General features: G+C 40.5%; 11 protein-coding genes. 5 read left to right on the forward strand and 6 right to left on the reverse strand.

Annotation, left to right across the window (positions count from 1 at the left end):
- Window positions 1-99: 99 nt before the first annotated feature.
- The 5 genes from EZ428_RS12345 (at window position 100) to EZ428_RS12365 (ending at window position 4,689) form a co-directional block, all read left to right on the forward strand.
- On the forward strand, window positions 100-1,386 hold the full coding sequence (locus EZ428_RS12345) for an epoxide hydrolase family protein (protein WP_131553480.1): 1,287 nt from the start codon (window positions 100-102) through the stop codon (window positions 1,384-1,386).
- Between the two features lie 83 nt (window positions 1,387-1,469).
- On the forward strand, window positions 1,470-2,660 hold the full coding sequence (locus EZ428_RS12350; RefSeq protein ID WP_131553481.1) for an epoxide hydrolase family protein: 1,191 nt from the start codon (window positions 1,470-1,472) through the stop codon (window positions 2,658-2,660).
- Window positions 2,661-2,721: 61 nt separating this feature from the next.
- On the forward strand, window positions 2,722-3,315 hold the full coding sequence (locus EZ428_RS12355; protein ID WP_131553482.1) for a DUF2652 domain-containing protein: 594 nt from the start codon (window positions 2,722-2,724) through the stop codon (window positions 3,313-3,315).
- 102 nt (window positions 3,316-3,417) lie between these two features.
- Window positions 3,418-3,831 carry a cupin domain-containing protein gene (locus tag EZ428_RS12360; protein ID WP_131553483.1) on the forward strand — a complete coding sequence of 138 codons (414 nt, stop codon included), beginning with the start codon at window positions 3,418-3,420 and terminating at the stop codon, window positions 3,829-3,831.
- A 189-nt stretch (window positions 3,832-4,020) separates the two neighbouring features.
- Window positions 4,021-4,689, forward strand: a complete 669-nt coding sequence (locus tag EZ428_RS12365; RefSeq protein ID WP_131553484.1) for a YceI family protein — start codon at window positions 4,021-4,023, stop codon at window positions 4,687-4,689.
- Between the two features lie 251 nt (window positions 4,690-4,940).
- Here EZ428_RS12365 and EZ428_RS12370 read toward each other — a convergent pair whose 3' ends face one another.
- From EZ428_RS12370 to EZ428_RS12395, 6 genes are all read right to left on the reverse strand, one after another.
- Window positions 4,941-5,417: a DinB family protein gene (locus tag EZ428_RS12370; RefSeq protein ID WP_131553485.1), complete on the reverse strand. Its 477-nt coding sequence runs from the start codon at window positions 5,415-5,417 to the stop codon at window positions 4,941-4,943.
- 217 nt (window positions 5,418-5,634) lie between these two features.
- Window positions 5,635-5,847 carry a hypothetical protein gene (locus EZ428_RS24285; RefSeq protein WP_262711789.1) on the reverse strand — a complete coding sequence of 71 codons (213 nt, stop codon included), beginning with the start codon at window positions 5,845-5,847 and terminating at the stop codon, window positions 5,635-5,637.
- 493 nt (window positions 5,848-6,340) lie between these two features.
- Window positions 6,341-7,306: a DUF1735 domain-containing protein gene (locus tag EZ428_RS12380; RefSeq protein ID WP_131553487.1), complete on the reverse strand. Its 966-nt coding sequence runs from the start codon at window positions 7,304-7,306 to the stop codon at window positions 6,341-6,343.
- Window positions 7,307-7,319: 13 nt separating this feature from the next.
- A complete protein-coding gene (locus EZ428_RS12385; protein WP_165501767.1) occupies window positions 7,320-9,002 on the reverse strand; it encodes a SusD/RagB family nutrient-binding outer membrane lipoprotein in 1,683 nt (560 codons plus the stop codon).
- A 12-nt stretch (window positions 9,003-9,014) separates the two neighbouring features.
- A complete protein-coding gene (locus EZ428_RS12390) occupies window positions 9,015-12,143 on the reverse strand; it encodes a SusC/RagA family TonB-linked outer membrane protein (RefSeq protein ID WP_131553489.1) in 3,129 nt (1,042 codons plus the stop codon).
- A gap of 722 nt (window positions 12,144-12,865) precedes the next feature.
- Entirely contained in the window at window positions 12,866-13,945 is a 1,080-nt protein-coding gene (locus EZ428_RS12395) for a serine hydrolase domain-containing protein (protein ID WP_131553490.1), read from the reverse strand.
- Between the last annotated feature and the right edge of the window lie 219 nt (window positions 13,946-14,164).

Here is a 14,164-nt window from a genome sequence, read left to right on the forward strand (position 1 = left end):
TCTTGTATTTGTAATAAATGACTGATATATAGATGATTGTATATAGGCACAGTAATGGAATAGCAAAACTCAAATAGTTCAAAATTAAAACTTAAAACAATGAAAAAGACCAAAAAACTCCTTGCAATTGCGCTGCTCTTATGTGCCAGTTTGATGCAAGTAAAATTAAGCTATGCGCAAAAAGTTACTTCACCAAGTAACGTACCTAATGAAACTATCCGTCCTTTCCCGAGGATACACTTTTCAGAAGCAGCACTTGCTGATCTAAAGCGCCGTATCTTGGCTACGAGGTGGCCTGAAAAGGAAACTGTTTCAGACCAATCGCAGGGCGTACCGCTTGCCACGATGAAATCACTGGCGAATTATTGGGTCACCAAATACGATTGGCGCAAGATGGAGGCGAAGCTAAATACGCTGCCCCAGTTCATTACAACAATTGACGGGCTAGATATCCACTTCATCCACATACGTTCGAAGCATAAGAATGCACTTCCGATTATTATTACCCACGGATGGCCCGGCTCTGTAATCGAACAGATGAAACTCATTGGGCCGCTCACCAACCCCACCGCTTATGGTGGAAAGGCGGAAGATGCCTTTGACGTAGTTATACCCTCCATCCCAGGTTATGGGTTTTCGGGCAAGCCTTCTACTACGGGCTGGGGCCCCTCACGCATTGCGTATGCATGGGTAGCCTTGATGAAGCGCCTCGGCTATAAGAAGTTCTTGGCACAAGGTGGAGACTGGGGCGGTCTAATTACAGATATTATGGCGGTACAGTCGCCTGAAAACCTGTTGGGCATGGCCACAAATTTCCCCTGCACGGTTCCTGTAGAAATTAACAACGCTGCGTTCGCTGGCGCATCAACGCCAGAAGGGCTTTCTACGGAGGAGAGACGTGCCTATGATCAATTGGTTTTTGCGTATAAACATGTTTCTTACGCGTTTATTATGGGTTCTCGCCCGCAGACGCTACTTGCAACGGCAGATTCGCCCATCGGACTCGCTACGATGTTCTTAGACCATGATCAGCCTAGTTTGGCCCTGATCATTCGCTCGTTTGCAGGAAAGGCCGAAGGACTCACCCGAGATGATGTGTTGGATAACATCACACTTTGTTGGCTAACGAATACTGCTATATCGGGCTACCGCATTTATTGGGAGAACAAGCATGCCTTCGTGGCGCCCCTGGGCGTGAAGGTGCCAGTTGTGGTGAGCGCTTTTCCTGATGAACTCTACCAAGCGCCTAAAAGTTGGGCCGAAAAAGCATATCCCAATTTGGTGTATTACAAGAAGCACAGTAAGGGCGGTCACTTCGCTGCTTGGGAACAGCCCGAGCTCTTAGTTAGCGATATCCGTGAAGGCTTTAGGTCATTACGAAAGTAGAATTAAAATATACCAAACCTTGGCTTTGATAAGCTTATCATTTCATAAACAATAAATATTAAAACAATTTAAAAATTAATAATATGAATACTAACACAGAAAATTTGATCCGTCCATTTCAGGTGGGCAACGTTCCGCAGGCAGAGCTTGATGAATTAAAACGCAGGATTTTAGCAACAAGATGGCCAGAAAAGGAACCAGTCTCAGATCAGTCTCAGGGTGTGCCACTTGCTACAGTGGAAGCCCTTGCTCGCTATTGGGCCACTGATTATGATTGGCGCAAAGTGGAAGCAAAGCTGAATGCTTTGCCTCATTTTATAACAGAAATCGATGGGCTTGACATTCACTTTATTCATGTGAAGTCAAAGCACCAAAATGCATTGCCTATTATCATCACCCATGGATGGCCAGGTTCGATTATTGAGCAAATGAAGCTCATCGGCCCGTTAACAGATCCTACAGCCTTTGGTGGAAGTGAGGAAGATGCCTTTGATGTAGTGATTCCATCTATTCCTGGTTATGGGTATTCTGGTAAGCCAAGTACAACAGGTTGGGGGCCTTCACGCATTGCTGATGCATGGGTAACCTTGATGAAACGCCTGGGGTATCATAATTTTTTTGCGCAAGGAGGAGATTGGGGCGGGGTTATTACAGATATGATGGCCGTACAGGCACCAGAAAATTTGTTAGGAATGGCCACAAATTTTCCTTGTGCCGTACCTGTCGAACTTAACAATGCAGCATTTGGGGGAGCACCTGCACCAGTTAGTCTCTCCGCTGAAGAAAAGAAAGCTTATGATCAATTGGTTTTTTCCTATAAGCATGTTTCTTACGCTATCATTATGGGATCACGTCCACAAACATTACTTGCAACTGCAGATTCGCCTATTGGTCTTGCTACGATGTTTCTTGATCATGACCAGCCTAGTTTGGCACTAATTTCACGCTCATTTGCTGGACATACTGAAGGACTTACCAGAGATGATGTGCTTGACAACATTACACTATGCTGGCTAACAAACACAGCGCTTTCAGGGTACCGGATCTATTGGGAAAATAAGGACGCTTTTTTAGCACCATTTGGTGTCAAAATACCGGTGGTGGTGAGTACTTTCCCCGATGAACTGTATCAGGCACCTAAGAGTTGGGCTGAGCAAGCTTACCCTAATATGATCTATTACAAGAAACATGATAAGGGCGGGCACTTTGCTGCTTGGGAACAACCCGAGCTTTTGGTTGGTGATATCCGCGAAGGATTCAGGTCACTGCGATAATAATAATGAAAGACGACGCAACCTTTGCGTCGTCTTTTCTCACTTCATTAATTTTTTTCTCATGAAACATAGTGGTTTAATATTTATTCCCGATATCAGCGGGTTTACTCAATTTGTGAATAATGTAGAGCTAAAACACAGTCAGCATATTATCCAAGAACTGCTGGAAGCAATACTCGATTCCAACGAAATGGAATTAAAGGTCTCGGAAGTGGAAGGCGATGCTATACTGTTCTACAAGCTTGGAAAATCCCCAGATCTTGACATTACTTACAAGCAAGTAGAAAGAATGTTCCAGTCCTTTCACCAACAGCTCAAAAATTATGAAAGCAAGCGTACCTGCCACTGTAAAGCCTGTATTGCTGCAACTCACTTGTCGCTAAAAATAATAACACATTATGGAGAATTTAAAGAATATAGAATAAAAGACTTTCTCAAGTTAATTGGCAAAGATGTTATTGTGGCGCATCAGCTTTTGAAAAATGATATTCCAGATCACGAATATTGGCTCATAACAAATCAATTGTCTGGAGGGAGCCCATCCGGAAAATTTACCCCATTAATTAGATGGCACCATGGGAGTAAATGGATAAACGAAGATAAAATCTCATTTCATTTTGCACAATTGGACCATTTAAAATCTATTGAAATATAACGGTGCGTATGAAAGCCTTTCCATCGATTCGGTTAAGGCTACTCAAATCTGTTAGTTCAACGCAGTTTATCGATTTGGTCAAAACAAATAAAACTTTAAAACATGAAACAGAAAAAAAACTTCCGCCTCGCAATCCTTGCCATTATAGGATTAACAATACTTACCATAGTTCATTATGCTTTGGCAGAACAGTCGGGCATAGAACGCGTCGAACTACAGCGGCACGACCTTGGCACGCCAGGAAAAGAAGTTGTGCAAGTGCGGATTGACTTCGATTCAGGAACGGCATTTGGCAAACACTGGCATCCAGGGGAAGAAATTATTTACGTTCTGGAAGGTTCACTTGAATATCAAGTAGCTGGAAAATCAACAGTGACCTTAAAAAGTGGTGATGTATTGTTTATTCCTGCTGGGACAATACATGCCGCTAGAAACCCAGGCAAAGGCATAGCAAAAGAACTCGCTACTTATATCGTAGAAAAAGGTAAACCTTTGGTTAATGTTAAATATAAGTAGAAAAACAATTGCTTGAAAGCACAAGTTACTGCCGAGCTACGCTTCGGCTTAAAGACTTGTGCTAGTTGGTGTAAATTTGTATACAGTCTATTTATTATCATAGATCAATTGAAAGATAAAATTTGGGCACTACTTTTGACGAATAAGACGTTCAAGAAATCAACCTGATTATTAATTAAATTTTAAACCATGAGAAAATTATTTTTTGCGCTACCTGCGCTATTTTTACTCGCATCTTGCGGAGGATCTTCAACTGATAGTGCGAAAACAACTACTGAGCAAACAGCTGCAGCACAAAAGGGTGAAACTTTAACACTGGACACTACTGGTACTTCAGTTGATTGGAAAGCTACCCACAAAGGTGGTCTAGCACCACGATGGGGAAAAATTAGCGTTAATTCAGGATCTATCTCAGTTGATAAGGATTCATTAACTGGTGGAGAGTTTATCGTTAATTTAGGTTCGCTAAAGGTTGATCCTGCTTCAGTTACTGAAAAAGATAAAAAAGCGAGTGATTTGGAAGGACATTTGAAAAGTCCTGATTTTTTCGATGTAGCTAAATATCCTACTGCAAAGTTTGTGATTACCAAGGTTGAACCATTTACAGGAACTCAAACATCTAACCTGTTAACTGATCCTAACTATTTGATCAGTGGAAACCTGACCCTGAAAGACAGCACCTTGAACATCACATTTCCAGCCAAGGTAGATGTTTCTGCTGCAGGTGTGAGTGCTACTGCTAAGTTTGTAATCGATAGAAGTGCCTGGGGAATTAATTATAAAGCCGAGGGAAGTCCTGAAAACTGGATGATATCAAAAGATGTAGAAATTGGTTTGAACCTTAAGGCTAAAAAATAAACCACTTAAGGCTTGGGCAAAAGCTGTTTGATCAAGCTCTAGAAACCTAACAATTTTAGCGCCTGACTTAAATGTTGGGCGCTTTTTTATAATTTTTCCCGCTTTTGTCATTGTACCCACCACTTCATCTAGCGTATGGTTACAGGGTAGAAGGCCCCAACTGGTCTTGAAGTTTGCCTTTACAAACCTAAAGACCTTTGTGTACTTATCTATAGGGTTGCTCATAAAAAAGCATCTCTTTTTTATTGATTTTAAGTGACGTGTGATAGCAACTTCAAATAGGTAAAAATCTTCCCACTATGCTCTGCTTCATGATAGTTAGCGGCTTGTAGTGCCTGGATATGATTTTTTACTTGAAAGCCGATGGGTAACTTGAAGGGCTCATAGTTAACAAATAATCCAGATGCCAGATCTGATTCAAGGTGATTAACTGTATCAATCAATAAATGTTTTACCTCATTAACATCTGGAGTAATTTTCCAAGAACCTGGAGACGATCCAATTTTGAAGGACTCCATGAATTCTTTAGAAATATATATGGGTAATCCGCTACGCATATACATATGCCTTTGTTGGGAAGTGATACAATGACCAATCTGCCAAATTATATTATTGTTAAAACCTGTTGGAATTTTAAATAAGGTCTCGTGATTAGTTGTCTCGATTAAATGCAATAGCCTAGTTCTGCTAGCTCTTAAAATTTCACATTCGAAATGCTTATTAATCATTTAAATTAGTTTAAGTCTTTAGGAAGGGAAGAAGCTGTAATGCTTCTAAAATAACCTATTCACATTAAAGTTCAAAATTATCTCATTTTTTAGGAATCTAAGCGTAGGGATTATATGATTAAATTGCATTGATTTGAGATTTACCCCCTTATAACGGCTTAATTATCTCTTTTTTGTGATCTTTAGCTCATCGCCAATGCGTAATAAGCCTAGGTTACTATGCATTATATTGTGCCCGAATAGTATTTTCTGACCAAAATTCCTGTAGGTAAAAAGTGTTTTTAATGGCTCTAGACTTTTTTCTCCTGTCTGTTGATCTACGGTAACCATCACACATCGGGTACAAAGTTGCCTGCGGCTGGTTAAAGTCGATGTATTTCTTGCCGGCTTCGGAAGTTTTATTGATGTAGCCGACTGGTGCAGTTGCCATCTGGCGACCTTCCTTACGCGGTAGGGGCTAAATGTTTTAGGTTTAAAAAGGTGATTTTTGCATATTTTTCTTTAAAGGTTTCAGGTAGATTCGTTTAGGCTAATCAAATGAATTTTTTCATAAGTTCTAATTTAGTTAGTTAATAGTTAATTTGTAGTCGGATTAGGTACCCGACTACTTTTTTTTTGAAAAAAATCGACTAATGAGTTTTGATATAACCTTGAATGGTTTTTCCATTTTGGAACTTTACATCATTAATGTAACTTTCAATAATCAACAGTTGGAGGATTAAGATTTGACCAATCTGTATTCTACTTAAGTCGCTGCACTATTTCTGGGTTAAATTGACAGATGGTTTCGTTGCACAAGCTAACGACCTGAGACATTTGGTGTTTAGGTAGGAAGACCTTGGGACTAACTTTATCGTATAAATAAAAAGAGGATACCTTTGCAAGTATCCCCTTTCATAAAGCATTACGATTCAATCTAAGGATTAAGGTCTTGCACCTTTAAATTTAAGCACTAAACCCAAAACCTCTCTTTTATTGGCAGTTTGGTTCCAGTCAAAGTTTAAAGTAAAGGTTTTTGTTGCAGGATCGTACTTATTATCCTTGCCTACTATTGCTTTAAGCGATGGAGCAGTTCCGGACGATAATGTTACTAAATTCGTGGCAGGATCAACGGTAAGAAGGATTGGGTCTACTCCACCTACGGCACCTCCATTACTTGCCCATTGCAGGCCTGTTATCCTATTCACATTGGCACCAAGGGTAACCAAGGATACATCCTTGTTTCCCGCCAGGCTACCGTTAAGTGCATCACCCACGGTTGGTGTTGTTGGGGCACTATATCTTTGAATTGTTCCAGCTATGCTTTGATAAACACCGTCATATTTGTTTTTCGGTACTACGTTTACCAAGATCTTGCTGAAATTACCACTAATCGTACCCGAAGAAGTACCTGTGATCTGCAAAGGAACAACATAGGGAACACCAATGACAAATAAACTAGTGTTTAATGACAAGTTCATCGTTGCTGTTTTTTGTCCCTTCCGTATAACTACAGAGTTGCTCGTTAAAGAAAACATATTGCTTGGTAAGATTACATATGGCTCATTGCTAGCTCCAACTGCACCAGTTTTACCTTGCTCGGTATTATAATTATTGATCATTGTTTGTGTTCCTAGACCCATATTAATTGTAATATCTTCAGGGGCTCCATCGGCTGGGCCAGAATAGCTAACGGTTAGGGGTACAATGGTTGGAGTATTTGCAATCTCAAAACTTAAGGAATATAGGGGTATGGTACTTCCATGGACAACAATCTCCGATAGGTTTTGGAATTCTATGACATTAGTTCCTTTATCCGGGTCCAATACTAAGCTATCATCTTTTAGGCAAGAGGACAATGTAACAATGGCTAATAACAGGCCTATTGATTTATAAATATATTTTTTCATGATTTCTCTCTAATTAATTTACGTCCCAGAATATTTTAGAAGTATATAAACTGATGCCAGGCTTTGCATTGCCTGCATTTAGGTTATACTCTTCCTGTGGATACAAGAATCTTGTGATTATTTTATCTGGACTGGTTGCCACTGATTGTTTTGATGCAAAAGTATCAGTTGATGAATTTGGGCCATTGGTGATAACTGCAGGAAAACCTGTACGTTTGTACTCATTGAATGCCTCATCGTTCATGATATTTGCCAATGCAATATACTTTTGTGTGCTGATGGCCTCTATTTTCTGTGCGGCGGTGAGTGCCAAGGCATAGTTGACCAAGTACGGTTTAGCGGCCCCTGCATTATTCGTTATATAGTTATCTACATCTGTGGCAATGGTTGTACAGGTTGGGCATGAGGCACTTGGGGCCACCTTGGCTGGGTTAAGCACCCCGTTCTGATTCCTGTAAAGATAATCAAATGATGCAGTGATGCCTGCCTTGAAGGCAGCAGCGCCAAGATCACCAGCTGGGATATAATTTCTGACCTGGGCTTCCGCTAACAGAAAGTTAAGTTCAGAAAGTAAAAACATTGGTTGGCCCTGGGCTGGCCCCTTTGCGATTCCATAGGCATTGCCTGCGGCCGCATCTGCCCAGGTTGCTGCAGAATACCATGCATTGTAAGGTGGAGCAACGGCAGCTACAGAACCAGATGTTTCATCTCCCAGTTGATTTGAATTGGTATTTGGGAAACTCCTGAAGCTAACGCTACCACGTACCGGGTCTGCCAGTTTAACCCCATTATAGAAAGAGAGGATCCATTTGGTAGGTACGTTTTGAGTGATTGTTGCCAAGTCAGATATGCTGGCGCCCATGTTGTTCCATTGCGGACTTTGCCTGCCAGCTTCCTTGGTGTAGCCTGGATTGCACAGTGCATCTTCCTGGATGTAGCCAACAGATGCAGTAGTGGCAAATAATGGGGTTGCGTAAGCGTTAAGTGAAGGAACGCCAGCCATTTTAACCAGCATGCGCAACCTTAGGGAATTTGCGAAGCGCTTCCATTTGTCCATGCCTGAAAAACTGGTTGCAAAAGTGCCACTGCCCTTATACAATGGATCGATAGGGCTGGCTACAGCTTTAATGCCTGCACTAATTGGTGCAACTTGCCCTGCGCTGATTGCATTAATGGATTCGGTAAGTTCCTTGATTAAATCTTTATAGATATCTTCAGCCTTATCATATTTTGGTGCTAATGAACCAACACCCTTTAATGCATCGCTATAGGGCACATCGTTGTACTGGTCAACCAGACGTGCAAATGCGTAAGCCTTCATGATTCTGGCGATAGAAGTAGTAAATACCAGTTGGGGATCTCCGGCATTTGTGGCAATCACATATTGATAATCGTTTGCATTATCATAGGTATTGGTCCACATGGCAGTGAAACTATTGGTAGTGTATGCCCAGGTATAAGTGGCACCATAACCGCCAACACCTGCAACACCTGCGAAAAAGCCTCCAGGAACGTTCATGCTCTGGTTAAAACCACTTGTATGTGCCGCCGTGGCAACGATGGCCTGTGGTAAGACTAGGTCTGCATTTGAATCTGTTGCATTGTTTGGATTGACATTTACGTCCAGGAACTTCTCGCAGGACGCGAGGAACATCACAACGGCACAAATTATTAATCGAGTTAATATCTTTTTCATTTTCATCTTCAATTATAAAGTTAATGTAAGAGTAGCGCCATAGAATCTAGCTGGTGGGGTTTGGTTGATATTGGTAATACCAAGCCCATTGCTATCTGCACCAGCGGCACTATATTCTGGATCTGTGTAAATATTCGTCTTCGGAGTCCAGATGAATAAATTTCTGCCCTGAACACTAATGACTGCACCTTTAATATATTTGATATTTCCCAATACAGATTTTGGGAGCTCATAGCTCAAAGAAAGTTCACGTAATTTCCAGAATGCTGCAGAATGCAAATAATTGGATACGACTGCTGTTTGGGAAGGACCGTTAGTCCAGAAATCCACACCACCAGTCCTAGTGGTAATATTTGTGTTCACCACATAGGTATTGGTAACTGGATCTAAATATGAAGAATTTGGTACCACAAAGCGCTCACGGTTAAAATAGGTATTTCTAATACCAGCTCCAGAGAAATCAAATGCAACCGAACCTGCATTGTACATCACAAAGCTACCTCTGTATTCGAATAGACCAGCCAACCTAAACCCTTTGTAAGCAACTGTGGCATCTAGGCCCAAGCGGTGTTTTGCATCAGTATTGCCAAGGTCAGAGTTTGTGGTTGTAACTGAAGGGAATCCTGTTATCCTGTCTACAATAATTCTTCCCTTGTCATCTTTTTGATAAGTTGTTCCCTTGATGAAAGGAAAATTCTTTCCCGGTACTGCACTGATAATCGCATTGCCACTTGTTACAATGTTCAACTGGGGTAAATCATCGCTAATTGATACAACTTTATTATCATTAAATGTATAATTTCCACCAACGGTAACTTCCAGACCCGTTGACTTATTTTGAACGGCAACTAGCCTAAGGGAAGTTTCCCAACCTTTACCAGTTACCTCGCCGGTATTGGTCAAGAATGAGGTGAAACCAGTGGCACTTGGTACACCTACTGGTACGGTCTGATTTGTAGTTTTTGAACTATAGTAAGTTACGGCCCCTGTTAATCTTGAATTGAACAACTCAAAATCAATACCACCTTCTATCTGGTCGGTCAATTCTGGTTCCAGGGAAGCGGCGATGATTCTATTGCCTAGGCCAAAACCTGGGGCGCCTGCAAATGGAAAGCCAAATTGTTGGCCAAATGTGGGCACCAGCGAATAAGCGCCAATATTTACGTTACCTACTCTTGAGATGCCACCCCTTAACTTTAATGAGTTGATGGATTTAATTTTCTTGATGAATGGTATGGCATCAGAAGCGATAAAGGAAATGTCAGCTGCTGGATAGAAGAAAGACCTGTTTTCCTTGGCCAGTACCGAACGCCAATCATTTCTACCAGAGGCATGCAGGTAAAGGTAATTTTTAAAACCTAGGCGCAGGTCACCATAGACACCTTGTTGACGTTCTGTAGAGTTGTTTTCACCGGCCCCAGGATTCAACAGGCTGTTTCCGATGTTGAATAGACCTCCCTGGATGAGGTTGGTGGCACTTACGTTCACTGTTTTTGCTGTATTGCTCCTTGAGCTTGCCCCTAAGATGGCATTCAGTGAGAAATCATTGGACAACCTCCCGATGTACTGTGCCTGAAATTCGGGACTGATCTGGGTGGTGTAACCAGCCCCATCGTTTACCGCACCCAATACATCAGCTACGTTAGCACCGCTGATCCCTTTCCTGTATGCTGAATAGGTAAATTTATTGGTGTATGACTTGCTGGAAAAGTTACGCGTGTTGATGCTTGTCCTGAACAAAAGGGATAGGGACTTGATCGGATTCCATTTGATTGAGGCGAGACCAGTCAGGTAATCATTTCTGGTCAAGCCGCGGTTATTCGCTAAACTAAAATAAGGATTTGCAAAGTATTCATTATAATAGCCATTTGGATTTGCAAACCTGTCATTTTTCCAGTCACTGTAACGGGTCAAGGGAATTTGGCCAGGGGACATCAGCACATTTGTAAATGCAGCACCACTAGCAGTACTGGTGTCAAACCTGTTTTGCACATAGTTGGTGTTGAATTGGAAGACAACATTATTGCCCAGATCTCTTTTACCATTTACCCTGATCGTAAAACGATTGTATTTATCACCTGGAACAGTACTCTCTTGATTGAAATACTGGCTTGAAACATAATAGGAACCTTTATCATCACCAGATGAAAGGCTGAAGTCTGTTTGATTCGCTATTCCAGTTTCCCAAAAATTCTGTTTGCCCTCAGATTCATTCCAGCTATAGGGAACACTTTGGATGGAACCATCAGAGAGCGGTTTACCAATAATTCTGAGGGAGCCGTCGAACCTTGGGCCATATTGCTGGTTTTCGTACTCAGTATAGGTAGGTACATCATCTGGCCCAGTACCTGACCCAAATTCTTCCTGCAGTATGGGCAAGAAACTGACTTGCTCCAAAGTGGTAGTATTGCTTAGGTTAATTGCGGTCACTCCGCGTTTTCCTGTTTTGGTTGTAATGATCAACGCTCCATTGGAAGCATCAGATCCATATAAAGAGGCAGCACCGGCACCATTCAATACCTGGATATCCTCAATGTCTTCTGGATTTAGGTTACCCAATACAGAATTTGGCACGATTACGTTATCCAAAACGACCAATGCCTGGTTGTTTCCCAACAGGGAACGGTTTCCCCGCAACACTAACCTTATGGTAGGGTTGACACCCGAACTTACGGCGTTTACCTGTAACCCTGCAACCTTACCCGTTAAGGCACTTGCCACGTTAAAGGCCTTAGCCTGGGTTAGTTCTCTTGCCTTGATTGTTGTTGATTGATTACCTTGCTCACGACGCTTGATGTTGACACCGCCAGCAGTTACAACCACCTGATCTAGGGTTTTGGAATCCAAGACTAGGGATATATTAAGGGCCGCACCAGATATTGCTATTTCTTGGGTAGTATATCCCAGGTAGGAAATCTGTAAGGTCTTCGCATTTGAAGGGACTTTCAGGGTAAACTCACCGTTCACCCCAGTTGTTGTGCCAAGCGAGCTGGCATCTTTCACTTTTATCGATGCACCAGGTATTGGCAACCCATCTTCACTGGCTTTTACGGTACCAATAACCGTACGCTCTTGTGCACTTGATTGAAGGGCTAAACCAGCAATCAAAAATAATATTATAATTGGTATTTTTATTTTCATATAGTTGTGATTGAATAAATAAAATTGCTTGTTTCTTGAAAAATTAAATCTCTTGGGTGGAGCTCTTTCCATGTTGAATCTCAGTTTAGTGATCCATAAATCTAGGTGCTATGGCTTTTTGGAAATATGCGAAAATCACCTTTTTAACATGCTTCATCCTTTTCTGTAGATTTTGGTTCTTTTGAGATTTGATGCCACTGACGCTGCCAATCAACCAGTTCATATGCTGAAATTGTACTTCGGGTTTGTTTTGACTGTTAGCAAAACATCCAGGCTTATTTATAAAAGTGTGCTAAACGTGGGAGGGATTTTTGTTGCCTGGGATGTGTAGATATCGCAACTTGGGGAATCAGGAAAGCAACTTATTCTACAAGCATTGGGAAAGGGAGGGTAGAGGGGTATTGTTCACAAGAGATATCGATTTACAGAGATAGTTTCAGCACTCATCTATGTCATTAAATATTTCACAAAAATTTATGTGGGATTGGAGATTGTTTTTTACAAAAAAAAACAAGATACCAGCTTTCATCTGACTTTTTCTTTTCGGATAAACGCCATTACCAGCCCCGGATTTATCGCTGAGCCCCAAGAGACAACAAAACAATTTTTTTTACAGCGAAAAATCCAGTTACACTTTTAAGCCAAAAAATTATGAGACATACATTAGGGGCCGATAGTAAAACGGTTGGAAGTACTCCGTTTGTCATATTGCCTGGCCGATGTTAACTCCCGTAATTTTCTTTTAGTTTTCTCATCAATATTTTAACACCTTGTTGTGTGTCGGCATTAAAAGAGTTTGTGAAAATTATGTAAGCTTTACTCTTTATTCTGTCTATGTGAACAAGGGTATAATATGTTCCTGCCGTTCCGGAATGGGTTGAAAGGTCCTTATTGTTTTCATAAATGTTATACCAACCAATGGAATAGTTTTCAATTCCCTTATGAATGAATTTGTATGTGTCAGCATTCAAATAATTATTTTTACCTGATAACCCTTTTATATTTAACTGTATGAATTTAATGTAGTCTTTAAGCTTAATGTTTATATCACCCGAAGGCTCAGTATAATCCAGGTGATAATCAACTGTTGAAGGAATTGGAGTTAGTTTACCATTTTCAAAAGAATGACCCCAAGTATCTTTTTGCTTTTGATTTTCAGGCCAAGATAGTTTTACATTTAATTTTAAATCTTTGTTAAATACCAGTTCAACTAACTGCTCCCAACTTTTTTTTGTTACCTTTTCTAACATTAAAGTTGCCAAAGTATAGCCTGCATTAGAGTAACTAAAGGGATTCTTATTGTCAATTTTTACGGGTTCTAATGTCAACACAAATTGTCCAAATTGGTTTCTCTTTACTTGATTTGTTCCTTTAAATTCAGGTGTTTTCGGGTCGTTATTTCCTTGAAATGGTTGTATTCCTGCTTTGTGCGTGAGTAGCTCTTGCAGAGTAATATTCAGATAATCCGATTTGCTATTTACTCTCCATTCAGGAAATAAGTCAAAGAATTTTGTTGTCCATTTTAATTTTTCTTTTTCTACATATTTCGCAATGATAAATGCAGTCATTGCTTTGGTATTAGAGCCAATATGAAATCTGTCATTAAGTGTTGCTGTATCAGAAAGTCCAATAGAGTGTTTTCCCAAAGCTGAAATTTCAAATATTGTTTTACTATCAATAACTGCATAACTAATTTCAGGAATATTATATACTTTACTTATTGAGTCGGAAAATTGAATAGTCTTTTGTCCAAAACATAGTGTCGTAAAAGTTAAAAATAAAATTGTCAATAATTTTCTCATTATCTAATGCAAAAGATTTTATTCCGAAAGGACCTTAGTTCGTTATCCATTTTTGCTAATGTTATTTGTCGAAGATTTATTCATTTGCTATTTTCTTGAACTATATACTAAGCCCAACTTTATTTTATATCGACACACTCTGCCACCAACTTCTTGCTGTATTTTTAAACCTGAATCCTTTTTCATTTTAAAATATACAAGGTAACGGTGAGTTCATTC

Source organism: Pedobacter frigiditerrae (assembly GCF_004331645.1).
Lineage (GTDB): Bacteria > Bacteroidota > Bacteroidia > Sphingobacteriales > Sphingobacteriaceae > Pedobacter > Pedobacter frigiditerrae.